The sequence below is a fragment of the Streptococcus taonis genome, from assembly GCF_029948085.1.
GTDB lineage: Bacteria > Bacillota > Bacilli > Lactobacillales > Streptococcaceae > Streptococcus > Streptococcus taonis.
In genome coordinates this window covers 24,482-48,963 of sequence record NZ_JARZZP010000004.1, presented here as the reverse complement: position 1 = coordinate 48,963, position 24,482 = coordinate 24,482, and the positions used below count along the sequence as shown (strand labels likewise).

Here is a 24,482-nt window from a genome sequence, read left to right as displayed (position 1 = left end):
TATTAATTTAGTCCATAGTTATAGTCATCATCCTGCATAGCTTCAACTTCACCAAGTAGATAGCCATTACCAACTTGAGAGAAGAAGTCGTGGTTTGATGTACCAGTTGAAATCCCGTTCATAACGATCGGGTTGACATCGTCAGCTGAATCAGGGAAGAGAGGATCTTGCCCCAAGTTCATAAGAGCTTTATTTGCATTGTAGCGAAGGAAGGTTTTAACCTCTTCAGTCCATCCGACTTCGTCATAGAGGCTCTCTGTGTAGCCTTCTTCATTCTCATAAAGAGTATAGAGAAGGTCGTACATCCATTCTTTGAGTTTTTCTTGCTCATCTTCTGGCAATTCATTGAAACCAAGTTGGAATTTGTAGCCGATGTAGGTTCCATGAACTGACTCATCACGAATAATCAATTTGATAATTTCTGCCACGTTGGCCAACTTGTTGTTTCCAAGATAGTAGAGTGGTGTGAAGAAACCAGAGTAGAAAAGGAAGGTTTCAAGGAAAACACTAGCTACTTTCTTTTCTAGTGGAGTTCCGTTTAGGTAGATTTCATTGATAATCTCAGCTTTTTTCTGAAGATATGGATTGGTGTTGGTCCATTCGAAAATCTCTTCGATTTCTGACTTAGTATTCAAGGTAGAAAAGATAGAAGAGTAAGACTTAGCATGAACAGATTCCATAAATTGGATATTGTTAAAAACAGCTTCCTCGTGAGGCGTACGAATATCAGCACGAAGAGCCTGGACACCAGTTTCTGATTGCATGGTATCAAGAAGGGTCAAACCTCCAAAAACTTTACCAACAAGGTCTTTTTCCTTGTTAGAAAGCTTTCTCCAGTCATCCAAGTCGTTTGACAAAGGGATACGCGTATCGAGCCAGAACTGCTCAGTCAGTTTTTCCCAGGTTGATTTGTCGATGACATCTTCGATGGCATTCCAGTTAATGGCTTTGTAGTAAGTTTTCATTTGAAATCTCTTTCTGTGTGTAGTAATGCGATAACGTAATCATTCTTATTTTATCATAATTCTATGCTATAATCGAACAAAAAGTCGGAAGCCCGACTTTTAAATTCTTACATGATTTTATCAGCAAAATACGTTTAATGGATTAAGTAAATGTAATTTCTTTGAGAGTTGAATTAAATTACACAGCTCTCACATTGGTTAGCGCCGACTTCTCCACCATCATCGGTAAAGGTACGGACGTAGTAGATAGACTTGATACCTTTGTTGAAGGCATAGTTACGAAGGATAGACAAGTCACGTGTCGTTTGTTTGTTTTCTTTCTTCCATTCGTAAAGGCCTGTTGGAATATCACTACGCATGAAGAGTGTGAGTGAAAGTCCTTGGTCCACGTGCTCAGTCGCAGCAGCATAAACATCAATGACCTTACGCATATCCATGTCATAAGCAGAAGTGTAGTAAGGGATTGTTTCTGTTGACAAACCAGCAGCAGGATAGTAAATCTTACCGATTTTCTTCTCTTGGCGTTCTTCGATACGTTGCGTGATCGGGTGGATAGAAGCAGATACATCGTTGATATAGCTGATAGAACCATTCGGCGCTACAGCAAGGCGGTTTTGGTGGTAAAGTCCATCTGCTTTAACTTTATCACGAAGTTCAGCCCAGTCAGCAGCAGTAGGAATAAAGATATCTTTGAAGAGCTCTTTAACACGGTCTGATTTCGGAAGGAATTCGCCAGTTAAATACTTATCAAAATAGCTTCCGTTAGCATAGTCTGATTTGTCAAAGTTGTGGAAGGTAACACCACGTTCACGTGCGATATTGTTTGATTCAACCAAGGTCCAGTAGTTCATAAGCATGAAGTAGATGCTTGTAAATTCAACAGACTCAGGTGATCCGTATTCGATCAATTGTTGCGCAAGGTAGCTGTGAAGTCCCATTGCTCCAAGACCGAAGGTATGAGCTTGACTATTTCCGTGGTCGATAGTAGGAACAGCGACGATATGAGAACTATCTGTAACAAAGGTCAAGGCACGTACCATAGCACGGATGGAGCGACCAAAGTCAGGTGAAGTCATCATGTTGACCACGTTTGTTGAACCAAGGTTACATGAGACATCAGTACCCATTTTTAGGAATTCTTGAGCATCGTTGATAAGACTTGGTTCTTGGACTTGAAGAATCTCTGAACACAAGTTACTCATGATGATCTTACCATCGACTGGATTTGCACGGTTAGCAGTATCGATGTTGACTACATAAGGATAGCCAGATTCTTGTTGCAACTTAGAAATTTCAGTTTCCAAATCACGCGCCTTGATTTTTGTCTTACGGATGTTTGGATTTGCTACTAATTCATCGTATTTTTCAGTGATATCGATGTAGTTGAAAGGCACGCCGTATTCAAGCTCTACAGAGTAAGGACTGAAGAGGTACATTTCTTCATTTTTACGAGCCAATTCGTAGAATTTATCTGGTACCACAACACCAAGTGAGAGAGTCTTGACACGAACTTTTTCATCCGCATTTTCCTTCTTAGTTGAAAGGAAGGCGATGATATCTGGGTGGAAGACATTGAGGTAAACAACTCCAGCACCTTGACGTTGACCGAGTTGGTTAGAGTAAGAGAAGCTGTCTTCGAAAAGCTTCATAACTGGTACAACACCAGAAGCAGCACCCTCATATCCTTTAATAGGAGCTCCAGCTTCACGAAGGTTGCTGAGGGAAATTCCCACACCACCACCAATACGTGAAAGTTGAAGAGCAGAGTTGATAGAACGTCCGATAGAGTTCATATCATCTGTTACCTGGATCAAGAAGCAAGATACCAACTCACCACGACGAGCACGACCTGCATTTAAGAAAGAAGGAGTAGCAGGTTGATAACGTTGGTGGATGATTTCATTAGCGATATCAATAGCAATCGCTTCATCACCATCCGCGAAGTAAAGGGCATTAAAGAAGACACGGTCTTCCATGCTTTCAAGATAGTACTCTCCGTCATTAGTTTTCAGAGCATACTGATTATAGAATTTATAGGCAGCCATGAAAGACTTAAATTGGAAGTTCTGATCCTTGATAAATTGATGCAGTTCTTCCAAAAATTCTGGACGGTATTTCTTGATAAATGCTGTCTCAATGTAGTTATGCTCAACGAGGAAGTTGATTTTATCCGTAATTGAGTTAAAAACCATTGTATTTGGTACAACATTTTCTTTAAAGAAGGCTTCTAAAGCTTCCTTGTCCTTGTGAAGCATAATTTGTCCATTAACAGGACGGTTAATTTCATTATTAAGACGGAAGTAAGTCACATCTTCAAGTTGTTTTAATCCCATAAAAATTCCTTTATCTAATTACAAAAGAAAGGCTTCTAAGGTAGACATAGAAGCTTTTGTCCTGATTCTTAAGCAAGTTGTTTGAGTTTACCTGGTTGGAAACCAGAGAAAACTTCTGTTGGTGTCTGAATAATAGGAGCAGCACTAAAGCCAAGCTCTTTTACTTGATCAATGTATTCAGGTTGTTCATCAAGATTGATTTCTTTATATTCAACATTATTACTGTCTAAAAAACGTTTCGTCATTTTACATTGGACACAGTTGTTTTTAGAATATACGGTTACCATTTCTGTAACTCCTCTTTAAAAATTTATTACTTTCTTAGTATATCAGAAAAAAAAACTTTGTCAACTTTCTAAAACTAAATCTTGTGTACTTATTTTACTGATTTTACTAACAAACACAATATATAGTGTAATATTGAGAAACAACGACAGAAAAATCAATGATTTCATTATAGACAACTTAACAAAAACTACATACTGTGTTTTGCTAAATTTAATAGAAGATTTTCAGCAAGTTATCTGAAAGGAAATTGAAGAAAGTCCATAAAATACTTGAAAAATATCAATGAAGGTGATATAATACTAAATTGTAAGGGTTATCAGATATGTAACTCAACAAGAAAACTATTAAAGGAGAGTCAAACTATGGCTTCTAAAGATTTCCACGTAGTGGCAGAAACAGGTATTCACGCACGTCCAGCAACATTGTTGGTACAAACAGCTAGCAAATTTGCTTCAGATATCACTCTTGAGTACAAAGGTAAATCAGTTAACCTTAAATCTATCATGGGTGTAATGAGTCTTGGTGTTGGTCAAGGTGCTGACGTTACAATCACTGCTGAAGGTGCAGACGCTGATGATGCTATCGCTGCAATCTCAGAAACAATGGAAAAAGAAGGATTGGCATAAGGAAATGACAGAAATGCTTAAAGGAATCGCAGCATCTGACGGTGTTGCAGTTGCAAAAGCATATCTACTCGTTCAACCGGATTTATCATTCGAGACTGTTACAGTCGAAGATACAAATGCAGAAGAGGCTCGTTTGGATGTTGCTCTTGAAGCTTCTCAAAACGAGCTTTCTCTTATCCGCGAGAAGGCTGTAGGTACGCTTGGTGAAGAAGCGGCACAAGTATTTGACGCTCACTTGATGGTTCTTGCTGACCCTGAATTGATCGGTCAAATCAAAGAAACTATCCGTGCTAAGAAAGTGAATGCAGAAGCGGGTCTGAAAGAAGTTACAGACATGTTTATCACAATCTTTGAAGGCATGGAAGACAACCCATACATGCAAGAACGTGCAGCGGATATCCGCGACGTAACAAAACGTGTATTGGCTAACCTCCTTGGTAAAAAATTGCCAAACCCAGCTTCTATCAATGAAGAAGTAATCGTGATTGCTCACGACTTGACTCCATCTGATACAGCTCAATTGGACAAAAACTTTGTTAAAGCTTTTGTAACAAACATTGGTGGTCGTACAAGTCACTCAGCTATCATGGCTCGTACACTTGAAATCGCTGCAGTTTTGGGTACAAACAATATCACTGAAATCGTTAAAGATGGTGACCTACTTGCCGTTAATGGTATTACAGGTGAAGTGATTATCAACCCTACTGAAGAACAAGCAGCTGAATTTAAAGCAGCTGGTGAAGATTACGCTCAACAAAAAGCTGAATGGGCACTTTTGAAGGATGCTCAAACTGTTACTGCTGATGGTAAACACTTCGAATTGGCAGCAAACATTGGTACTCCGAAAGACGTTGAAGGTGTTAATGACAACGGTGCAGAAGCTGTAGGTCTTTACCGTACAGAGTTCTTGTACATGGATTCTCAAGACTTCCCAACTGAAGACGAGCAGTACGAAGCATACAAGGCTGTTCTTGAAGGAATGAACGGTAAACCAGTTGTTGTCCGTACAATGGATATCGGTGGTGACAAGGAACTTCCTTACTTCGATATGCCTCATGAAATGAACCCATTCCTTGGATTCCGTGCTCTTCGTATCTCTATCTCTGAAACTGGAGATGCAATGTTCCGCACTCAAATCCGTGCTCTTCTTCGTGCTTCTGTACACGGTCAATTGCGTATCATGTTCCCAATGGTTGCACTTTTGAAAGAATTCCGTGCAGCTAAAGCAGTCTTCGATGAAGAAAAAGCAAACCTTCTTGCTGAAGGTGTTGCAGTTGCGGATGACATCCAAGTTGGTATCATGATTGAAATTCCTGCGGCAGCTATGCTTGCAGACCAATTTGCAAAAGAAGTTGACTTCTTCTCAATTGGTACAAACGACTTGATCCAATACACAATGGCAGCAGACCGTATGAACGAGCAAGTTTCATACCTTTACCAACCATATAACCCATCAATCCTTCGTTTGATCAATAATGTTATCAAAGCAGCTCACGCTGAAGGTAAATGGGCTGGTATGTGTGGTGAGATGGCTGGTGACCAAACAGCTGTTCCACTTCTTGTCGGAATGGGCTTGGATGAGTTCTCTATGTCAGCTACATCTGTACTTCGTACACGTAGCTTGATGAAGAAATTGGACACTGCTAAAATGCAAGAATACGCTAACCGCGCTCTTACAGAATGTTCAACAATGGAAGAAGTTCTTGAACTTTCTAAAGAATACGTTGACTTCGATTAATCAATTACAAATCCTTGTAGCTTCTAGCTATGAGGATTTTTTCTTCTATTTTGTAGAAAACTCCATCTGTAAAATTTATCAAAAATATGGTAAAATAGACAAGGGAAAATACAAGGAGGCTACAATGCAAAATAGACCAATCATTATCGGAGTAACAGGGGGATCTGGAGGAGGAAAGACAAGCGTATCTAAAGCAATCTTATCGCATTTTCCAAACGAGAAAATAGCTATGATTGAGCATGATTCCTACTATAAAGATCAATCACATCTAACCTTTGAAGAACGTATCAAGACCAACTATGACCACCCTTTTGCTTTTGATACTGATTTGATGATTGCGCAAATCAAAGAGTTGTTGGCAGGACGTCCAGTTGATATTCCTACCTACGACTATGCTGCCCATACCAGAAGTTCTAAAACCTATCGTCAAGAACCCCAAGATGTCTTTATCGTAGAAGGAATCTTGGTTTTGGAGGACAAACGTCTTCGTGATTTGATGGATATCAAGATTTTCGTAGATACAGATGATGATGTCCGTATTATTCGTCGTATTAAGCGTGATATGGAAGAGCGTGGTCGTAGTTTAGACAGCGTCATTGACCAGTATCTTGGTGTAGTAAAACCCATGTATCATCAATTTATCGAGCCAACAAAGCGTTATGCAGATATCGTTATTCCAGAAGGAGTGACCAACACAGTAGCTATTGATTTGCTAACAACAAAGATTGAAAAGATTTTAGAAGAAGCACGTCTTGCCCAATAATAAGCAGATAAAAAGGCTGTGGGAAAGTAAAGATTTTATCAAGATTGAACCTTTTTCTCATATCCGTGAACCTTTACAATCAAGCTTTTAGATAGTTTCGTCAAATAGGCTTTTGGGAGTCTGTAATCTTAATTAAATACAGAGTCAGTGACTTAGGGCAAATAAAAATCGAGGTCGGGATTTTCCCGACCTCTTATTTTTTGATTTTTTCAAGTCTCGGAACAATAACTAGGGTAAGTATTGCTGAGATAATCAGTTCTGCGATAGAGTTTGTTGAGATAACAGTAGCTAATAGTTTTTGGATATTTCCATCAAAAACATTTCCAAAGAGGAAGAAGATACCGCCTAGTACAAATACAGTATTAGTAAGTGAACCGAGAGCTCCCGCAAAGATAAGCCCCGCCTTGTTTCTGAGGAGTTTATAGACAAAGTATGGTGTCAAACCGATTAAGATACGAGGAATAATAGCAATAGCAAGTGAAGCTAGATTCCCATTTGGTACAAAAGGAGAGAAGAGGTAGCTAGTTGGGAGAATAGTGATCGTATTGACAGTCAAGCTAATCATTCCCATCAAGAAACCTAAGATAGCCCCAATTCGTGGTCCGTAGATGATACTAGCAATGATGACTGGGATATGGACAATGGTTGGTTTAATTGGGAAAGGCAAGACATTAAAGACAATAGAGCTCAGCAAATGAATGACAATCATGCTGGCAAAAAAGATAGCAATAGGAGCAATATTAGAGCGTTTGTTCATGAAGTTTTTCCTTTATCTGTTGTAAAATAGTATCAAGATCAGCAAGAGCACCACGTCCTACATCGCCACAGGCCAGTAGGGACTCTTTTGGAGCAATAATTGAATAACCATAAGTTTCTAAAGTTTTTAAGTTTGTTTGAGTTGCTGGATGGTCATACATTTTGGTATTCATAGCAGGTGCCACTAGTTTTGGAATATAGTGGGGCAAGGCAAGAGCAGTAGAGGTTACCATGTTGTCAGCTAGGCCTTGAGCTAGTTTAGCGATTGTATTGGCCGTTGCAGGAACTACGATAAATAAATCTGTTTCTTTGCCAAGTTCGATATGATTGACTTTGTCAGGATAAGGTTCCTGCATAACATCCAGATGTACGGTATTTTGAGATAGGACTTGAAGGGTTAAAGGTTGGATAAAGGCAGTCGCAGCCTGGGTCATAAGTACCGTAACAGAATGCCCCTGTTTCTTCAAGTTACTAACCAAATCAGCAGCCTTGTAAGAGGCGATAGAGCCTGTCACAGCGAGTGTAATACGAGCCATAATTTTCCTTTCTAACGATCAAATCCCTGAATTTTTTTCACTAATAAGTCAGCAATTTCTTGTTTGCTAGCAGCAATCTGATAATCTTTTTCCTCTACTAGATAAGCCAGATGTTGATCAGCATTAATCTGAGTGAGGTCATTAGCGACAATCAAATCAGCTTGATTCTTTTCAAGACTTTCTCTAGCGATTTGAATCAGATGCTCCTTAGTAACATCGACAAGCAGTTTAAAGCCAATGAGATGAATACTTGGATTCCATTCTTTAACAAGAGAGATGATCTTTGGATTTTTCTTAAGAAATAGGACTTGCACCTCATCCTTAGAGGAGATCTTTGATTCCATATTTTTCTTATGCAAAAACTCACTTAAATCTTGACTTGCTTGAACTTGATCAAGACCTGTCATGTAAACTGGGCTGTAGTCAGAAACAGCTATTGAATGGATCAAGACTTGATAATCAGGGACAATCCGTTTCATCTCTTGGAGTAAATCGGAAGTGTTTTTGATTTCGATAACGGATAAATTCGAGTGTGATGCTGGTTTTAGAGCTTGTTGCGTAGTAATCAGGCAAACTTGGTGACCAGCTTTTAGTAAAGTCTCAGTTATAACTTTACCAAGTCTACCAGTAGAGTGGTTGGTAATGGAGCGAACTCGATCAATGGCCTCGCTTGTACCACCAGATGTAACTAAAATTTTCATAGAACTATTGTACAAAAAAATGAACAGTAAGTAAAATGAAAGCGATAAAATATAACTAAACTTTATAACTATATTATTATTGACAATTAATTTAAGATATAAGATAATTATTTTAGTTATATATGAAAAGGGGAAGCAGTTATGGACTTTTTAAAATTTGCAGATAATATGGTTAAAGAAGCTAGTAAAGTAATTGATGATGCTAGTAAGACAACCAGTAGCGTACTTAATGAAGCTGGAAAAGCTTTAGATAGCGCTGGGAAAGTTACAGGAGATTTATTATCAGATTCTGTAAAAGTAATAGGAGATGTATCAAATAAGATAGGAAATGTTGTTTCAGACGTTTCAGGTCAAGCTGCTACAGTAGCGAATGATACTGTTCAACAAGTAACAGAGGTGACAACTGGCACAATCAATCAAGCTGGAAAAATTGCAACGGAAGCAAAATCACAAATTGATTCAATAGATCTTTTTAATGGTAAACTAAGGTCCGAAGCTGTTGAGAACTATCATGAATCTATTCAAACATATAATGAAAAAGCCACAGATCTAACGAATAGATCGACTGAGCTTTATAAAACTAGAGACAAGGCGATTAAAGTTGTAAAAATTGTTGAAGAGAGAATTAGTAAATTAGCAAATAAACCGAAAGAATTTGAAACAAAGTTAGAAGAGATAATTGTTGAAATACAGAATTTCGAAGATAAGCAGTTAGCTATTACTCAGGCAATCAAAGAAGCAGAATTAGCCAGCGGTAGTACGGCAGCTACAGCTTCTTTAAGTGCTTTAGGTGTGACAGTCGCAACTTTAGGTCCTACTGCGGCTATGGGGGTTGCCACTACTTTTGGTGTTGCATCAACAGGAACAGCAATTTCTAGTTTGACAGGTGCAGCAAGAAATAGTGCGGCATTAGCTTGGTTAGGTAGAGGAAGCCTAGCAGCAGGCGGAGGAGGTATGGCTGCTGGCAATGCCTTTCTAGCCATGGCGGGCCCTGTTGGTTGGGGGATTGCTGGCTTAATGTTAACAGCATCTGTCGGAGCAGGTGTTTTTGCTAATAAAAAAAATGAAGAAGTAGCTAAAGAAGCGCTTGATGAACAAAAGAAAATTGAGTTATTAATTAGACAAACTGAAAAATCAATAATAGAAATTAGCGAATTAATTAATTTAATTGAAAAGCAAACTGAGGGGATTTATTTAGCTAATCTTTCTTTAATTGGAAAAGATTATAACTTATTTACAGATGATGAAAAGTATCAAGCAGGTAGTTTAGTAAATTCAACCCTCTCACTTACTTCGATGATTAATAAGGAAATTAGAATAAATGATGAATCAGGCTGTTAATAGAGCATTTTATCAAGGGATAGGTGCATATGTCAATTGTTTAAACAACTTGAGAATTCAAGACTTACAAATTACTATGAAAATGATTGAGGATGAAGCTCAACATGTCATTTTAAACAAGGACAATGCTTCTAAAATCTTAAACTATGCTAGAGATAACATTGAAGACGTTATTCTAAAGAATCGTGGAGGTGAATACGGCGGTCACGGTTTTATTGCTGAATTTGCAGAAGCAGGAATTGTGAATGCGAGAAGAGCTTTTGAAGGATTAAATCCTATTGTAAAAGTATTGAATGATAATGGACCAGCCGATTTATTAATTGGTAGAAATACCATTCAAATGAAGTTTTATAATAATTTACGTGATGAACTAGCTCAATCGTTTCATTACAGTAAAAAAATGAAAATGATGTTTCCGAAAGATCATGTGTTAATATACGAAAAGATAATGGCTGGGGCCAAAGAAGTTGAATTTAATGGTAAAAAATTGTCTATTAAACAAATTACTGATATACGACAAATGATCAATGATATTACCAAAAGCAAGGGACTTACTTCATATAAATCTTGGATGAAATCATCTGTTCTAAATTATGATGATGCTCAAAGAAATTCAATAAATTCCATTTTAGATTCCGAGGAGAAGAATATTTGTAAAACTGTCAGACTAAAACAACAAGAGTTAAATAGAAAACGGTTAGTAGCACAAAAAAATTCATTACCAAGAATAAAAGAAGCTAACAAGATTGCAAGAAACGCAGCTTTTTTACAAGGTGGTTTAGCATTAATGTCAGCTGTGTATGGGAAATACAAAGAAGGAAAAACAATTTTTGAATTTGAACAATCAGATTGGTTAGACTGTGGACTGGAAACAGTGGAAGGTGCGGTAAAAGGTTGTATATCAGGTTACGCGATTTATGGTCTCACTAATGTTTTTAAAATGAGTGCTCCTAATGCAAGTGCGTTTGTAACAGCAAGTTACGGCATGGTAGATATTATTACTAAACTTAGAACAAATGAGATTACTGAGGATGAATTTATAAATTTTATAACTATCAATACATTGGATACAACATTAGCGACAATTGGTTCATGTGTTGGTCAAACACTTATTCCTGTCCCTGTCTTAGGAGCAGTAGTAGGTTCAATAGCTACTTCAATAATTTGGGAAATAGGCAAAGGGATTTTAAGTGATAGGGAACAGGAATTAATTCAAGATTATAGGGAAAACTTAGATAATCATATCAAAAACTTAGATGATAAATACAAGATTATTTTTAATGATATTATGGATAAATATCATAAACTAGGACGATTACAGGATTACTCTTTTGATTTATCTATCAATACACGTCTTCGTTTTGAGTATTCAATTGAATTAGCTGAGTATATAGGAGTTTCTAATGACGAAATTCTACATGATTTATCCGAAATTGATAGCTACTTTCTGAGTTAGTAGAAAGCTTTCAACTATAGTTAAAACCTATAAAGGCATATAAAAATTAAAATAGAAGACGAAAAAGCCTGAAGTATTGTGATATTTACGAACGTTACCAAGCTTTATGACTGTTAAAAATCTTATTTTATGATATAATGAATTAACACATTTGAGGTAGAGGAGTTTTGAATGAAAACAGATATTGAAATCGCACAGAGTATTGAGTTGAAGCCTATTGTTGATGTTGTAGAGAAACTGGATATTTCTTACGATGATTTGGAGTTGTATGGAAAATACAAGGCTAAGCTTAGTTTTGATAAGATTCGTGAAGTGGAAAGTAATCCAGTCGGTAAATTGATTCTAGTTACTGCTATCAATCCAACACCTGCTGGTGAAGGAAAATCAACTATCACTATCGGACTTGCTGATGCTTTGAATAAGATTGGTAAGAAAACCATGATTGCTATCCGCGAACCTTCTCTTGGGCCTGTCATGGGGATTAAAGGTGGAGCTGCCGGTGGTGGTTATGCCCAAGTTTTACCAATGGAAGACATCAACCTTCACTTTACTGGAGATATGCATGCTATTACAACAGCAAATAATGCTCTCTCTGCTTTGATTGACAATCATTTGCATCAAGGAAATGAACTTGGAATCGACCAACGTCGTATTCTCTGGAAACGTGTGGTGGACTTGAACGATCGCGCCCTTCGTCACGTAACTGTTGGACTCGGTGGTCCTCTTAACGGTATTCCACGTGAAGATGGCTTTGATATCACTGTTGCTTCAGAAATCATGGCAATCCTTTGCTTGGCAACTGATATTGAAGATTTAAAACGTCGTTTGGCCAATATCGTTATCGGTTACCGCTATGACCGTACACCTGTTTCAGTTGGTGATTTACAGGTTGAAGGTGCCTTGGCATTGATTTTGAAAGATGCTATCAAACCAAACTTGGTTCAAACAATCTATGGTACACCTGCCTTTGTGCATGGTGGTCCATTTGCCAATATTGCTCACGGATGTAACTCAGTTTTGGCTACAACTACAGCCCTTCACTTGGCTGATTACACAGTGACAGAAGCAGGTTTTGGTGCAGACCTTGGTGCTGAGAAATTCCTTGATATCAAAACTCCAAACTTGCCAACTGCGCCAGATGCAGTAGTTATCGTTGCAACCCTTCGTGCTCTTAAGATGAATGGTGGAGTTGCTAAAGATGCTCTGACAGAGGAAAATGTGGAAGCAGTACGTGCTGGATTTGCAAACTTGAAACGCCACGTTGAGAATATCCGTAAGTTCGGTATTCCAGCAGTTGTTGCAATTAACGAGTTCGTATCTGATACAGAAGCTGAAATCGCAGCTTTGAAAGAACTTTGTGCTTCAATCGATGTTCCAGTTGAATTAGCAAGCGTATGGGCCGATGGAGCAGAAGGTGGAGTAGCTCTAGCTGAAACTCTCGTCAAAACGATTGACGAAAACCCAGCTAACTATACACGTTTGTATGACAATGACCTTTCAGTACAAGAGAAGATTGAAAAGATTGTCACTGAAATCTATCGTGGAAGCAAAGTAAACTTCGAGAAGAAAGCTCAAACTCAAATCGCACAAATCTTACAAAATGGTTGGGACAAATTGCCAATCTGTATGGCTAAAACTCAATACAGTTTCTCAGATAACCCAAATGCTCTTGGAGCCCCTGAAAACTTTGAAATTACTATTCGTGAATTGGTACCAAAATTGGGTGCAGGCTTCATCGTTGCACTTACTGGTGACGTTATGACCATGCCTGGACTTCCAAAACGCCCAGCAGCTCTTAACATGGATGTTGAAAGTGATGGTACAGTTCTTGGATTATTCTAATAAGAAAATTTAAAGACAAGCTCAATATTGAGTTTGTCTTTTTGTTATTATTAAAAAATCTCCTAGAGATAACTAGGAGATTTGAGTTTTTATTTCATAGTTGGGAAGAGCAATACGTCACGAATAGTAGTAGTATCTGTGAGTAGCATGCAGAGACGGTCAATACCGATTCCCAAACCACCTGTTGGTGGCATACCGTATTCAAGTGCTTCAATGTAGTCGTAGTCAATGCCTGTTGCTTCATCATCACCAAGTTCTTTTGCTTTAGCTTGAGCTTCGAAACGGCTAAGCTGGTCGATTGGGTCATTCAACTCAGTAAAGGCATTACCATATTCTTTAGTCATGATGAAGAGCTCGAAGCGGTCTGTAAAGCGCTCATCTTCAGGATTTTTCTTAGCAAGTGGTGATACAGCCACTGGGTGCCCATAGACAAATGTTGGTTGAATCAATGTTTCTTCAACAAATTCTTCAAAGAAGGCATTGATAATGTGTCCAACTTCAGTGTAGTGTTTTTCAACTGGGACATTCTTTTCAGCTGCGATAGCTTTTGCTTCTTCGAAAGTCATATCTTTCCAGAAATCAACACCTGTAATTTCCTTGATTGCATCAACCATGTGTACACGTTTAAATGGTTCATTGATCTTGATTTCAGTTCCTTGATAGATAACCGGACCATCGCCTTTAACAGCTTTAGCAGTGTGTTGAATGATGCCTTCCGTCAAGTCCATGATATCTTGGAAGTCTGCGTATGCTTGGTAAACCTCGATAGAAGTAAACTCAGGGTTGTGTGTAGCATCCATTCCTTCGTTACGGAAGATACGGCCAATCTCATACACACGCTCCATACCACCAACGATAAGACGTTTCAAGTGAAGCTCAGTCGCGATACGAAGCACCATGTCAATGTTTTGAGCATTGTGATGAGTGATGAATGGGCGAGCAGCAGCACCACCAGCTTCGTTGTGAAGAACTGGTGTTTCAACTTCAAGGAATCCTTTTTGGTCTAGGTAACGACGGATTTCAGAGATGATTTTTGAACGAGTAACAAAACGTTCGAAGCTTTCGCGGTTAGAAATCAAATCGAGGTAACGTTTACGGTAGATTGTTTCAACGTCAGTTAGTCCATGGAATTTCTCTGGAAGGGGACGAAGGGCTTTAGACAAGTGTGTGATGTGAGTAGCCTTGATTGAGAGTTCTCCCATATCCGTACGCATCACTTCACCTTCGACACCAAGGAAGTCTCCTAAGTCAGCCTTTTTAAAGATTTCGTAGTTTTCTTCACCGACAGCATCTTTACGAACGTAGATTTGGATTTGACCTTCGCGGTCTTGAAGGTGGGCAAATCCAACCTTACCTTTACCACGTTTGGTAACAAGACGACCTGCAATAGTAGCAGTCTCGTTCAATTCATGTAGTTGTTCCTTATCGAGGTCAGCAAATTTATCTTTTAGTTCTTGAGAGTTAGCAGTGCGTTCAAATCGTTTACCGAATGGATCGATTCCTTGTTCGCGGAGCGCAGCCATTTTTTCACGGCGAACGATCTGCTGGTCATTTAGTTCTTCCATATGTTCTGTTGACATGGTTTCCTCCTAGTTTTTACTCAATTCTTGATACGATGAGTCTTTTTTGCGATACTCCCATTTTATCATAAAAGTCAAATAAATTCACGGATATTCTATAAAATCTAAAAAGAACTTAACAGTGATTGTTAAGTTCAGTTCTAATTTTGATAAGAAGTGTCGTTCCATTCCAAAAGGTTGAAGTTTTTAAAGTCTTCTGTTTCGACAATAGTAACACTGGCATTTGCTAGACCACCATTTTTTCTAAGTAGTGGAGTATCATAGCCTAGAAGAGTTCGAATACTGGCTGTGAGATTGGCTCCGTGACCGACAATCATGACATGTTCAAAAGGTTTGGACTCTAATGATTTGATAAATTGAATGGTACGCTGAGTTGTTTGATAGACAGACTCAGCACCAAACATAGTCGAATCAAACTTCGCTAGATTGGTACGAAAAGCTTTTAATTGCTCGGGATAGATGGCTTCTAAGGTTGCAAATTTTGCTCCTTCAAGTTTCCCGAGTTGCCACTCTCTTAGAGAGGCTATTTCTACTAAAGGACATCTATCTTTCAGTTGACTTTGGATAATTTGAGCAGAAGTTTTAGCCCGAGGAAGATCACTAGAATAAATCACATCAAATGGAGTTTCTTGGAGATACTGACCCAATTTTTTTAAGGTCTCAATGGATTCCTCAAGGAGTGGAGAGTCACCACTTGCTCCTTGAAAACGTCCCTCAAGATTCCAAAGTGTTTTACCGTGACGAATAAAATAGAATTTCATGTGTTACTTGCCTCCAAAATGTCAGCAAATTCAGCTTTAACAAAGGCTGCTAGATCTTTAGGGTTGATAATGATACTATGACCAATCTCCCCTGCGGAAACAATCATTTCATTGAATTTAAGCGCAGTTTGATCGATAAAGATAGGATAGTTATGTTTTTGACGAATCCCAACTGGATTATTGGCACCGTGGATATAGCCTGTTGTCTTTTCGAGGTCTTTTTGTGGAATCATACTGACTTTCTTGTTACCAGAAATCTTAGCCAGTTTCTTTTCAGAAAGATGTTCAGTGATAGGAAGGATTCCGATAATGGGTCCAGTCTTATCTCCCAGAAGGGCTAAAGTCTTAAAAATCTGACTCTTTTCATAACCTTGAGGCATCTCACCTTCCAAGGCATTAATTTGAATACCCGTATGGTTTATTCCTGCCTTAGTTAAAATTTGTTGGACCAAGGTTTTCTTGACTTTTACTTTTTTTGCCATTATTTATACTTATCCTCCAATTGACTCATCCAGATTCCCAACCAAATACCTAGAGCGAAGAAAAAGGCAATGATGACATAAGACACAAGAGATAATCCACTGTAGCTGATGCTTTCAGCATTACCAGCATTTGGAATGAGGATTAAGATTGTACTTGAAAGAACAATTCCGATGATAAAGTGGTAAACACGAGATTGATAGACACGGAGAGCGTAGTCCATAAATTTTGAAAAAATGACAAGAGTAGCAAGTGCTCCAATTCCTATTGGAAGAAAGGTTCCGAATAAATCAAAAGTCTTAAATCCTGTTAACATAGGGCCATAAAGGCCAAGAATCAAAAGAAGATTGGAAGGACTAAGCCCTGGAACCAAAATACCAAGTGCTAACAAACATCCAGCCAGTGTAAAGTTTAGGAAGCTTGCAGATAGAGAACCAACTACAAAATTCAAGGCATAGAGGGCGATACCTGAGATGATGAAGGTTACCCAAAACCATATGTGGTCAACCTTATCTCTATCAGAGTCACGAGTTGATTCTTTGACAAGACTTGGGATGGTACCAATGATAGCTCCAGCAAAACTCCACAATACATAAACTTGATAATTTTCTAAAAGATACTCGATTGGATAGGAGAAAAGTCCGATACCTAGAAGCATCCCAATACCGACAGGAAGGAAAAAGAGCACATCTTCTTTTAAATTCTTAAAAGGATGGGCAAGAAAACGAATCATTCTTTCGTAAATTCCCAAGATAGCAGCAAGGACGCCACCAGAAATCCCTGGTAGAATGAAACCGAGAGCAATAACAATTCCCTTAATAATTTTTGATAGCCATGATAACATAGAGGTCCTCCGAGATTCATATTCTATAAAGATAAAACAGTGATTTAATACTGAAAAATAAAGAAAAGCAAGCAGAAAGCAATGTCTGACTTGCTTATGGTGATAGTGATTAAGGATTTAAAAATAATTTTCTAAAGGTTTCTTCCTTGTTCTTTGATGAAGAAATAAGGTTCAAATCCAGATGATTTTCAAAGCCTCCAAGGCTTCCATGAGAGGTGTATTGGTGAAGTTCATAGTTAAGATCTGTTTTTGGAGCACTCTCGTAGTAACCCGAGTTGGTTCCATAGGACGGTATCCAGATTGCTGAGAAATTTTCCGTACTGATACTATGCTCCTCCATAAAGTAAACACCAACATAGATGCCAATATTTTTAGCTCCCAATGAAGCTAATTTAGCACGAAAGGCCTCAACACCCTTGTTCATGTCAGACATAGTCTTGTCTTCAACATCCAACCAATAGTAGCTAGGATTATAGGGAGAAGCAGCATTATAAAAAACTTCGGCAGCTTTTTCCATTTCTTCGACATTTTTACCAGCTACATAGGCATAAACAGCGACTGGAATATTCCGTTTTTGAAATTCTGTGATGTGTTCTTTATAAGCCTTATCAACCCCATTTTTAAATGAAGCATCGTTTTCAACAGAAGCTTGAGCTCCACTATGAACCCGAACGATTGCACCTGAAATATTTTGAGCTAAGGTGTCATAATTGATCTCTGATGGTCTTTGCCAGCCAGAAACATCAATAATCGGCTTGTTGATATTATGTAAAGCTTGAGTTTCTACTTGAACTGGATTTTGCTTTGTTTTGACTGGATGGTCTTCAAACTTGGGTCTATTGATGATTAAAATACCCACAAGAGTAGCTAATACAGTAAAAATAAAAACAGGATTTATTTTCTTTCTCATACTTTTATAGTGTATCGTAAATGGTGAAAAAAATCAAAAAAAAATACTCGAAATCATCTAGAGAATGCGATGTTTTAAAGCATTTGCCCTCTTTTGTGTTTGAAAGAGCAAAAATATGATATAATTAAAAGGAATTTCTATAGAAAAGAGAAAAATATGGCAAATTATGCAGTTATTTTAGCAGCGGGTAAAGGTACTCGTATGAAGTCAGATCTACCAAAAGTCATGCACAAGGTTGCAGGAATTTCAATGCTGGAGCATGTTTTTCGTAGTGTAGGGGCAATCAATCCTGAAAAAACAGTAACGGTTGTTGGTCATAAGGCAGAGCTAGTTGAACAAGTTTTAGCTGGTCAAACTGATTTTGTAAGACAGTCTGAGCAATTAGGAACTGGTCATGCGGTTATGATGGCTGAGCCAATTCTTGAAGGACTTTCTGGACAAACATTGGTTATTGCTGGTGATACACCACTCATTACTGGTGAAAGTCTAAAGAACTTGATTGATTTCCACGTTAATCACAAGAACGTAGCTACAATCCTAACTGCAGAAGCGGAAGATCCGTTTGGTTATGGTCGTATTGTTCGCAATGAGAATGCTGAAGTGCTTCGTATCGTGGAGCAGAAGGATGCGACTGATTTTGAAAAACAAATCAAGGAAATCAATACAGGAACCTATGTATTTGATAATGCTCGTCTTTTTGAAGCTCTTAAAAATATCAATACCAACAACGCCCAAGGTGAATACTACATCACTGATGTCATCGGCATTTTCCGTGAAGCAGGGGAAAAAGTTGGTGCTTATACTCTAAAAGACTTTGATGAAAGTCTCGGAGTTAATGACCGTGTTGCCCTTGCGACAGCTGAAGGCATTATGCGTCGCCGTATTAACCAAGCGCATATGATCAATGGAGTTAGTTTTGTGAATCCTGAAGCTACTTACATTGACATTGATGTTGAGATCGCTCCAGAAGTTCAAATAGAAGCAAATGTAACCCTCAAAGGTTCTAGTAAGATTGGTGCAGGAACTGTTTTGACCAACGGAACTTATATCGTTGATAGTAGTATCGGAGCAGGAGCAGTGATTACCAATTCAATGATTGAGGAAAGCTCAGTTGCTGATGGTGTTACAGTTGGTCCTTATGCTCATATCCGTCCAGGATCAAGCCTTGCAAAAGATGTGCACATTGGAAACTTTGTTGAAGTCAAAGGATCTAGCATTGGGGAGAATACTAAGGCAGGTCATTTGACTTATATTGGTAACTGTGAAGTTGGTAGTGATGTCAACTTTGGTGCTGGAACAATCACTGTAAATTACGATGGTCAACACAAGTTTAAAACAACCATTGGTAACAATGTTTTCGTTGGTTCAAATTCAACTATCATTGCTCCAGTAGAGCTTGGAAATAATTCTCTTGTTGGAGCAGGTTCAACCATTACTAAAGATGTCCCAGCTGATGCCATTGCTATTGGACGAGGTCGTCAAGTCAATAAGGATGAATATGCAACTCGCCTCCCTCATCATCCTAATAATAAATAGGAGCTAACGATGGAATTCGAAGAAAAGACTATAAGTCGTAAAGAAATCTATAAAGGACCGATCTTCCAATTGGTTCAAGACCAGGTTGAACTACCTTCTGGCAAAGGTAGAGCGCAACGTGATTTGATTTTCCACAATGGAGCAGTTTGTGTCCTTGCAGTCACTCCAGAAAATAAGATTGTCCTTGTTAAACAATATCGCAAGGCGATTGAAAAAGTCTCATATGAAATTCCAGCAGGTAAGCTTGAAATTGGGGAGAATGCAGATCCAGAAGCTGCAGCCCTTCGTGAATTAGAAGAAGAAGCGGCCTATACTGGTAAATTAAGCCTTCTTTATGATTTTTACTCAGCGATTGGATTTTGTAACGAGCGCTTAAAACTTTACTTGGCAATCGATTTGACAAAAGTTGAAAATCCTCGTCCTCAGGATGAAGATGAGACTTTGGAGTTGCTTGAAGTCAGTCTTGACCAAGCTAAAGCACTGATCCAGTCAGGAGATATCTGTGATGCTAAGACCATCATGGCTATCCAGTACTGGGAATTACAAAAAAATAGTGGAGGAACCCATGGGTAAACCTTTATTAACAGATGAAATGATTGAACGTGCCAATCGAGGAGAGGACATCTCAGGTCCTCCCTTGCTAGATGATGAGGAAACTAAGATTTTACCGACTTCTTCTCAAAATTTTGGCTATTCACGAAGCAGAGATCATGGTTTTAGTCAGGATACACTGACTATCGAAGTTGAACCCTCTATTCACAAAAGTCGTCGGATTGAAAATACTAAGAGAAATGTCTTTAATTCTAAATTGAATAAGATTCTATTTGCAGTTATTCTTCTCTTGATTTTGTTAATTTTAGCAATGAGATTTTTTTAAGGGGTCTATCATGAAAATTGGAATTATAGCAGCTATGCCAGAAGAGCTAGTTTACTTGATTCAACACTTGGACGATGCCAGCGAAGAAAAGGTTCTGGGAAATAGCTATCACACAGGAAAAGTTGGTTCTGTCGAGCTTGTACTTGTAGAGAGTGGAATCGGAAAAGTCATGTCTGCTATGAGTGTCGCTATCTTAGCAGATCACTTTCAGGTGGATGCAGTGATTAATACTGGATCTGCTGGTGCAGTGGCAAATGGGATTGCAGTAGGCGATGTAGTGATTGCAGACAAGCTTACCTATCACGATGTTGATGTGACTGCCTTTGGCTATGATTACGGTCAAATGGCTCAACAGCCTCTCTATTTTGAATCAGACAAAAAGTTTATCAATTTGATTCAAGAGAGTTTGTCTAAACTGGACCAAACTTGGCATTTAGGTTTGATTGCGACAGGAGACAGTTTTGTTGCTGGAGAAGATAAAATCAAAGCGATAAAAGAGCATTTCCCTCAAGTTCTTGCTGTAGAGATGGAAGGGGCAGCTATTGCTCAAGCAGCTCAGGCTTTGAACCTTCCTTTCTTAGTCGTTCGTGCCATGAGTGACAATGCCAACCATGAAGCATCCGTTTCCTTTGATGAATTTATCGTAGAAGCAGGACGTCGTTCTGCCCAAGCCCTAATGACGCTTTTGCAGTCTATAAAGGACTAATAGAAGAATTACTGAGAGTGGGACAGAAATCGGTAATTCGTTAGAATTCGATTTCGTCGTCCCACCTCCGCACAGTTGAGTAGGGCTGTAAAAGCTGATGAAATCAGCGTAGTAGAGCCCACTCAACCACTGCGCCTTGCTCGACAATCAAAAGAGAATTGAGAGGCTAGGACTTTTGTCCCAGCCTTTTCTTGTCTTGCCAACTTAAATAATCAGAAGGCTCCTAAGAAAAGTTATTTTCAAACTTTTTTGATATAATAGAAGCATTGACTTGAAGAATAAGGAAAAGAAAATGAACGAATTATTAAAGGGAATGAATGACCGTCAAGTCGAGGCCGTTCAAACCACAGAAGGACCTTTGCTGATCATGGCGGGGGCGGGATCTGGTAAGACTCGTGTTTTAACCCACCGTATTGCCTACTTAATTGATGAAAAGATGGTCAACCCATGGAATATCTTGGCCATTACCTTTACCAATAAAGCTGCCCGTGAAATGAAGGAGCGTGCTTATAACCTCAACCCAGCTACTCAGGATTGTTTGATCGCGACCTTCCACTCTATGTGCGTGCGTATCCTACGTCGCGATGCGGATCATATTGGTTATAATCGCAATTTCACGATTGTAGATCCAGGAGAGCAGCGAACGCTCATGAAACGCATCCTCAAGCAGTTAAACTTGGATCCTAAAAAATGGAATGAACGGACTATTTTGGGAACCATTTCCAATGCTAAGAATGATCTGATTGACGATGTTGCTTATGCTGCCCAGGCAGGAGATATGTACACGCAAATTGTAGCAAAGTGTTATACAGCCTATCAAAAAGAACTTCGTCAGTCAGAGTCGGTGGACTTTGATGATTTGATTATGTTTACTCTGCGTCTCTTTGACCAAAATCCCGATGTCTTGACATACTACCAGCAAAAGTTCCAGTACATTCATGTTGATGAGTATCAAGATACCAACCATGCTCAGTATCAACTCGTTAAACTCTTGGCTTCTCGTTTCCAAAATATCTGCGTAGTTGGGGATGCTGACCAGTCTATCTACGGTTGGCGTGGTGCTGATATGCAGAATATCTTGGATTTTGAGAAGGACTATCCTCAAGCCAAGGTTGTTTTGTTGGAGGAAAATTACCGTTCGACCAAGACCATCCTCCAAGCTGCTAATGATGTTATCAAAAACAATAAAAATCGCCGTCCTAAGAATCTCTGGACTCAAAATGCGGATGGAGAACAGATTGTCTACTATCGTGCTAATGATGAACAAGACGAGGCTGTCTTTGTTGCTAAAACCATCGATGAACTTGGTCGAAGCCAAAACTTCCTTCACAAGGACTTTGCAGTTCTTTACCGTACCAATGCCCAGTCTCGTACCATTGAAGAAGCTCTGCTCAAGTCCAATATTCCTTATACTATGGTCGGTGGAACTAAGTTCTATAGCCGTAAGGAAATCCGTGATATTATCGCTTATCTGAATCTCATTGCCAATTTGAGTGATAATATCAGTTTTGAGCGGATTATCAATGAACCAAAACGTGGCATTGGACCAGGAACAGTAGAGAAAATCCGTGGCTTTGCCAACCTACAAAACATGTCGATGCTTGATGCTTCAGCTAACATCATGTTATCAGGGATTAAAGGTAAGGCAGCCCAGTCAATCTGGGATTTTGCCAATATGATTCTTGATTTGCGGGAGCAACTGGATCAATTAAGCATTACTGAGTTAGTGGAAGCAGTCTTGGAAAAAACAGGCTACGTGGATATTCTCAATGCTCAAGCAACCTTAGAAAGTAAGGCTCGTGTTGAAAATATCGAAGAGTTTCTTTCTGTTACCAAGAATTTCGATGATAATTCAGATAATCAGGAAGAAGAAACGGGACTGGATAAACTCAGTCGCTTCCTCAATGACTTGGCCTTGATTGCTGATACTGACTCTGGCAGTCAAGAGACATCAGAAGTAACCTTGATGACGCTCCATGCTGCCAAGGGACTGGAGTTTCCAGTTGTATTCTTGATTGGGATGGAAGAAAATGTCTTTCCACTTAGTCGCGCAGCAGAAGACATGGATGAACTAGAAGAAGAACGCCGTCTAGCCTATGTCGGTATCACGCGCGCAGAAAAAATTCTCTATTTGACTAATGCTAACTCACGCTTGCTGTTTGGTCGAACGAACTATAATCGCCCAACACGCTTTATCAATGAGATTAGTTCAGATTTGTTAACTTATCAAGGTTTGGCGCGTCCTGCTAATAGTAGCTTCAAAGCATCCTATAGTAGCGGAGGTGTCGCCTTTGGTCAAGGCATGAGCCTAGCTCAAGCTCTACAAGATCGTAAACGCAACGCAGCACCAAGATCAATTGAATCAAAAGGACTACCTTTTGGACAGTTTTCAGCTGGTTCTACATCGACTTCTAGTGAGACAAGCTGGTCTATTGGTGATATTGCCCTTCATAAGAAATGGGGTGAAGGAACTGTTCTTGAAGTATCAGGTAGCGGCTCAACACAGGAATTGAAAATCAATTTCCCAGATGTCGGCCTCAAAAAACTTTTAGCCAGTGTAGCACCGATTGAGAAGAAGTAGTACATAGTTTCAATTTTTGAAGTTAATGATAATAGATTCATTTGTTCTATGGAAATCAGTGGTATATGACTATGAAAAAGAAGACGAATTTATCACCTTTACAGGTTATTGAAATTGGTAAAAACTTTCATTCTAATAATAAACTTGAGGGTGAATGTGTTTTAGATCCTAACCTTTTAAGATTAGAGCACTCTTATCCATATGAGTTTGAAAAGATGGATTACAAAGGTTCAACATTATGGTTTATGTTAGTTAAGTATCTGCCAAATAATTTTTTATTCGAAGACTATACATTAGTAATTTCAGATAAGGAGGCGAAGGTAGTTTTTTATTTGGATGTAAATGGTCATCCGAGATTTTTTAAATAATAATAGTATGATAAAACTGTTAGCCACCATACCTTTTCTAAAGATAAGAACAAAAAGTTATCTCTGGTCACAATCTTGTGATAATTTACATTTTCTTAACAAAAAAGTTTTTTGCTTACACGATTAAAACAAATAGTGTATAATTGAAACTGTTTTTGAAAGGAGAAGAAAATGACTGAAAAACAAATGAAAACTTTAGGTTGGATTGCAACCTTTATGTCTGTAATGATGTATATCTCATATATTCCACAAATTATGAACAACCTTGCGGGTCAAAAAGGAAACTTTATCCAACCAGCAGTAGCTGCAATTAACTGCAGTCTTTGGGTATACTACGGACTCTTTAAAAAAGAACGTGATATCCCTTTGGCAGCAGCCAATGCACCAGGCATCGTTTTTGGGATTATTACCGCATTGACAGCTTTATTCTAAAACATAAAGTAAACTCTTCTTCGTATCTAGTTATGAAGGAGAGTTTTTCTTTATCCGAAATT

General features: G+C 38.7%; 24 protein-coding genes. 13 read left to right on the top strand and 11 right to left on the bottom strand.

The genetic code is table 11. From position 1 onward, the window contains the following. Positions 1-2: 2 nt before the first annotated feature. From nrdF to nrdH, 3 genes are all read right to left on the bottom strand, one after another. Positions 3-965, bottom strand: a complete 963-nt coding sequence (gene nrdF, locus QEZ38_RS02745) for a class 1b ribonucleoside-diphosphate reductase subunit beta (RefSeq protein WP_049526102.1) — start codon at positions 963-965, stop codon at positions 3-5. A gap of 173 nt (positions 966-1,138) precedes the next feature. Beyond that, positions 1,139-3,298 carry a class 1b ribonucleoside-diphosphate reductase subunit alpha gene (gene nrdE, locus QEZ38_RS02740; RefSeq protein WP_281334956.1) on the bottom strand — a complete coding sequence of 720 codons (2,160 nt, stop codon included), beginning with the start codon at positions 3,296-3,298 and terminating at the stop codon, positions 1,139-1,141. A 68-nt stretch (positions 3,299-3,366) separates the two neighbouring features. Further along, entirely contained in the window at positions 3,367-3,585 is a 219-nt protein-coding gene (gene nrdH, locus QEZ38_RS02735; RefSeq protein WP_000259242.1) for a glutaredoxin-like protein NrdH, read from the bottom strand. A 363-nt stretch (positions 3,586-3,948) separates the two neighbouring features. Between nrdH and QEZ38_RS02730 the strand changes: the two genes are divergently transcribed. The 3 genes from QEZ38_RS02730 (at position 3,949) to udk (ending at position 6,713) form a co-directional block, all read left to right on the top strand. Then, complete coding sequence (locus tag QEZ38_RS02730) at positions 3,949-4,212, top strand: phosphocarrier protein HPr (protein WP_000146952.1); 264 nt, start codon at positions 3,949-3,951, stop codon at positions 4,210-4,212. A gap of 4 nt (positions 4,213-4,216) precedes the next feature. Continuing rightward, complete coding sequence (gene ptsP / locus QEZ38_RS02725; RefSeq protein ID WP_281334955.1) at positions 4,217-5,950, top strand: phosphoenolpyruvate--protein phosphotransferase; 1,734 nt, start codon at positions 4,217-4,219, stop codon at positions 5,948-5,950. Positions 5,951-6,074: 124 nt separating this feature from the next. Further along, positions 6,075-6,713, top strand: a complete 639-nt coding sequence (udk, locus tag QEZ38_RS02720) for a uridine kinase (RefSeq protein WP_004253618.1) — start codon at positions 6,075-6,077, stop codon at positions 6,711-6,713. A gap of 193 nt (positions 6,714-6,906) precedes the next feature. Here the strand turns inward: udk and QEZ38_RS02715 are convergent, their stop codons facing one another. The 3 genes from QEZ38_RS02715 to QEZ38_RS02705 are packed head-to-tail and all read right to left on the bottom strand — an operon-like array spanning position 6,907 to position 8,706. After that, a complete protein-coding gene (locus tag QEZ38_RS02715) occupies positions 6,907-7,470 on the bottom strand; it encodes an ECF transporter S component (RefSeq protein ID WP_049526104.1) in 564 nt (187 codons plus the stop codon). After that, complete coding sequence (coaC, locus tag QEZ38_RS02710; protein WP_281334954.1) at positions 7,454-8,005, bottom strand: phosphopantothenoylcysteine decarboxylase; 552 nt, start codon at positions 8,003-8,005, stop codon at positions 7,454-7,456. The genes QEZ38_RS02715 and coaC overlap by 17 nt, the downstream gene beginning before the upstream one ends. A gap of 11 nt (positions 8,006-8,016) precedes the next feature. Then, positions 8,017-8,706 carry a phosphopantothenate--cysteine ligase gene (locus QEZ38_RS02705; RefSeq protein WP_281334953.1) on the bottom strand — a complete coding sequence of 230 codons (690 nt, stop codon included), beginning with the start codon at positions 8,704-8,706 and terminating at the stop codon, positions 8,017-8,019. Positions 8,707-8,847: 141 nt separating this feature from the next. Here QEZ38_RS02705 and QEZ38_RS02700 point away from each other — a divergent pair, with 141 nt between their 5' ends. The 3 genes from QEZ38_RS02700 to QEZ38_RS02690 all read left to right on the top strand — a co-directional run bounded on the left by QEZ38_RS02700 (position 8,848) and on the right by QEZ38_RS02690 (position 13,345). Beyond that, entirely contained in the window at positions 8,848-10,047 is a 1,200-nt protein-coding gene (locus tag QEZ38_RS02700; protein ID WP_281334952.1) for a hypothetical protein, read from the top strand. Further along, entirely contained in the window at positions 10,028-11,503 is a 1,476-nt protein-coding gene (locus QEZ38_RS02695) for a hypothetical protein (RefSeq protein WP_281334951.1), read from the top strand. The genes QEZ38_RS02700 and QEZ38_RS02695 overlap by 20 nt, the downstream gene beginning before the upstream one ends. A 171-nt stretch (positions 11,504-11,674) precedes the next feature. Further along, positions 11,675-13,345: a formate--tetrahydrofolate ligase gene (locus tag QEZ38_RS02690; RefSeq protein ID WP_281334950.1), complete on the top strand. Its 1,671-nt coding sequence runs from the start codon at positions 11,675-11,677 to the stop codon at positions 13,343-13,345. A gap of 89 nt (positions 13,346-13,434) precedes the next feature. Here the strand turns inward: QEZ38_RS02690 and lysS are convergent, their stop codons facing one another. The 5 genes from lysS to QEZ38_RS02665 all read right to left on the bottom strand — a co-directional run bounded on the left by lysS (position 13,435) and on the right by QEZ38_RS02665 (position 17,920). Continuing rightward, entirely contained in the window at positions 13,435-14,925 is a 1,491-nt protein-coding gene (gene lysS, locus QEZ38_RS02685; RefSeq protein WP_281334949.1) for a lysine--tRNA ligase, read from the bottom strand. 140 nt (positions 14,926-15,065) lie between these two features. Beyond that, positions 15,066-15,686: a histidine phosphatase family protein gene (locus tag QEZ38_RS02680; protein ID WP_281334948.1), complete on the bottom strand. Its 621-nt coding sequence runs from the start codon at positions 15,684-15,686 to the stop codon at positions 15,066-15,068. Continuing rightward, complete coding sequence (locus QEZ38_RS02675) at positions 15,683-16,168, bottom strand: aminoacyl-tRNA deacylase (RefSeq protein WP_153225364.1); 486 nt, start codon at positions 16,166-16,168, stop codon at positions 15,683-15,685. The genes QEZ38_RS02680 and QEZ38_RS02675 overlap by 4 nt, the downstream gene beginning before the upstream one ends. Next, entirely contained in the window at positions 16,168-17,010 is an 843-nt protein-coding gene (locus tag QEZ38_RS02670) for a DUF368 domain-containing protein (RefSeq protein ID WP_281334947.1), read from the bottom strand. The genes QEZ38_RS02675 and QEZ38_RS02670 overlap by 1 nt, the downstream gene beginning before the upstream one ends. Before the next feature lie 109 nt (positions 17,011-17,119). Continuing rightward, positions 17,120-17,920: a glycoside hydrolase family 25 protein gene (locus QEZ38_RS02665; protein ID WP_281334946.1), complete on the bottom strand. Its 801-nt coding sequence runs from the start codon at positions 17,918-17,920 to the stop codon at positions 17,120-17,122. 156 nt (positions 17,921-18,076) lie between these two features. Here QEZ38_RS02665 and glmU point away from each other — a divergent pair, with 156 nt between their 5' ends. The 7 genes from glmU (at position 18,077) to QEZ38_RS02630 (ending at position 24,420) form a co-directional block, all read left to right on the top strand. Then, complete coding sequence (gene glmU / locus QEZ38_RS02660; protein ID WP_153225361.1) at positions 18,077-19,456, top strand: bifunctional UDP-N-acetylglucosamine diphosphorylase/glucosamine-1-phosphate N-acetyltransferase GlmU; 1,380 nt, start codon at positions 18,077-18,079, stop codon at positions 19,454-19,456. Between the two features lie 9 nt (positions 19,457-19,465). Continuing rightward, entirely contained in the window at positions 19,466-20,029 is a 564-nt protein-coding gene (locus QEZ38_RS02655; protein WP_153225360.1) for an NUDIX hydrolase, read from the top strand. Beyond that, complete coding sequence (macP, locus tag QEZ38_RS02650) at positions 20,022-20,333, top strand: cell wall synthase accessory phosphoprotein MacP (protein ID WP_281334945.1); 312 nt, start codon at positions 20,022-20,024, stop codon at positions 20,331-20,333. The genes QEZ38_RS02655 and macP overlap by 8 nt, the downstream gene beginning before the upstream one ends. A 10-nt stretch (positions 20,334-20,343) precedes the next feature. Then, positions 20,344-21,039: a 5'-methylthioadenosine/adenosylhomocysteine nucleosidase gene (locus QEZ38_RS02645; RefSeq protein WP_281334944.1), complete on the top strand. Its 696-nt coding sequence runs from the start codon at positions 20,344-20,346 to the stop codon at positions 21,037-21,039. A gap of 292 nt (positions 21,040-21,331) precedes the next feature. Then, entirely contained in the window at positions 21,332-23,620 is a 2,289-nt protein-coding gene (pcrA, locus tag QEZ38_RS02640) for a DNA helicase PcrA (protein WP_281334943.1), read from the top strand. A 71-nt stretch (positions 23,621-23,691) separates the two neighbouring features. Further along, complete coding sequence (locus QEZ38_RS02635) at positions 23,692-23,988, top strand: hypothetical protein (protein WP_281334942.1); 297 nt, start codon at positions 23,692-23,694, stop codon at positions 23,986-23,988. 171 nt (positions 23,989-24,159) lie between these two features. Further along, on the top strand, positions 24,160-24,420 hold the full coding sequence (locus tag QEZ38_RS02630) for a SemiSWEET family transporter (RefSeq protein WP_006150712.1): 261 nt from the start codon (positions 24,160-24,162) through the stop codon (positions 24,418-24,420). Positions 24,421-24,482 lie beyond the last annotated feature (62 nt).

What these genes read in the sequence shown, in the direction of transcription:
- nrdF (WP_049526102.1), bottom strand. Translation starts at nt 965, where the DNA reads ATGAAAACTTACTACAAAGCCATTAACTGGAATGCCATCGAAGATGTC.
- nrdE (WP_281334956.1), bottom strand. Translation starts at nt 3,298, where the DNA reads ATGGGATTAAAACAACTTGAAGATGTGACTTACTTCCGTCTTAATAAT.
- nrdH (WP_000259242.1), bottom strand. Translation starts at nt 3,585, where the DNA reads ATGGTAACCGTATATTCTAAAAACAACTGTGTCCAATGTAAAATGACG.
- QEZ38_RS02730 (WP_000146952.1), top strand. Translation starts at nt 3,949, where the DNA reads ATGGCTTCTAAAGATTTCCACGTAGTGGCAGAAACAGGTATTCACGCA.
- ptsP (WP_281334955.1), top strand. Translation starts at nt 4,217, where the DNA reads ATGACAGAAATGCTTAAAGGAATCGCAGCATCTGACGGTGTTGCAGTT.
- udk (WP_004253618.1), top strand. Translation starts at nt 6,075, where the DNA reads ATGCAAAATAGACCAATCATTATCGGAGTAACAGGGGGATCTGGAGGA.
- QEZ38_RS02715 (WP_049526104.1), bottom strand. Translation starts at nt 7,470, where the DNA reads ATGAACAAACGCTCTAATATTGCTCCTATTGCTATCTTTTTTGCCAGC.
- coaC (WP_281334954.1), bottom strand. Translation starts at nt 8,005, where the DNA reads ATGGCTCGTATTACACTCGCTGTGACAGGCTCTATCGCCTCTTACAAG.
- QEZ38_RS02705 (WP_281334953.1), bottom strand. Translation starts at nt 8,706, where the DNA reads ATGAAAATTTTAGTTACATCTGGTGGTACAAGCGAGGCCATTGATCGA.
- QEZ38_RS02700 (WP_281334952.1), top strand. Translation starts at nt 8,848, where the DNA reads ATGGACTTTTTAAAATTTGCAGATAATATGGTTAAAGAAGCTAGTAAA.
- QEZ38_RS02695 (WP_281334951.1), top strand. Translation starts at nt 10,028, where the DNA reads ATGATGAATCAGGCTGTTAATAGAGCATTTTATCAAGGGATAGGTGCA.
- QEZ38_RS02690 (WP_281334950.1), top strand. Translation starts at nt 11,675, where the DNA reads ATGAAAACAGATATTGAAATCGCACAGAGTATTGAGTTGAAGCCTATT.
- lysS (WP_281334949.1), bottom strand. Translation starts at nt 14,925, where the DNA reads ATGTCAACAGAACATATGGAAGAACTAAATGACCAGCAGATCGTTCGC.
- QEZ38_RS02680 (WP_281334948.1), bottom strand. Translation starts at nt 15,686, where the DNA reads ATGAAATTCTATTTTATTCGTCACGGTAAAACACTTTGGAATCTTGAG.
- QEZ38_RS02675 (WP_153225364.1), bottom strand. Translation starts at nt 16,168, where the DNA reads ATGGCAAAAAAAGTAAAAGTCAAGAAAACCTTGGTCCAACAAATTTTA.
- QEZ38_RS02670 (WP_281334947.1), bottom strand. Translation starts at nt 17,010, where the DNA reads ATGTTATCATGGCTATCAAAAATTATTAAGGGAATTGTTATTGCTCTC.
- QEZ38_RS02665 (WP_281334946.1), bottom strand. Translation starts at nt 17,920, where the DNA reads ATGAGAAAGAAAATAAATCCTGTTTTTATTTTTACTGTATTAGCTACT.
- glmU (WP_153225361.1), top strand. Translation starts at nt 18,077, where the DNA reads ATGGCAAATTATGCAGTTATTTTAGCAGCGGGTAAAGGTACTCGTATG.
- QEZ38_RS02655 (WP_153225360.1), top strand. Translation starts at nt 19,466, where the DNA reads ATGGAATTCGAAGAAAAGACTATAAGTCGTAAAGAAATCTATAAAGGA.
- macP (WP_281334945.1), top strand. Translation starts at nt 20,022, where the DNA reads ATGGGTAAACCTTTATTAACAGATGAAATGATTGAACGTGCCAATCGA.
- QEZ38_RS02645 (WP_281334944.1), top strand. Translation starts at nt 20,344, where the DNA reads ATGAAAATTGGAATTATAGCAGCTATGCCAGAAGAGCTAGTTTACTTG.
- pcrA (WP_281334943.1), top strand. Translation starts at nt 21,332, where the DNA reads ATGAACGAATTATTAAAGGGAATGAATGACCGTCAAGTCGAGGCCGTT.
- QEZ38_RS02635 (WP_281334942.1), top strand. Translation starts at nt 23,692, where the DNA reads ATGAAAAAGAAGACGAATTTATCACCTTTACAGGTTATTGAAATTGGT.
- QEZ38_RS02630 (WP_006150712.1), top strand. Translation starts at nt 24,160, where the DNA reads ATGACTGAAAAACAAATGAAAACTTTAGGTTGGATTGCAACCTTTATG.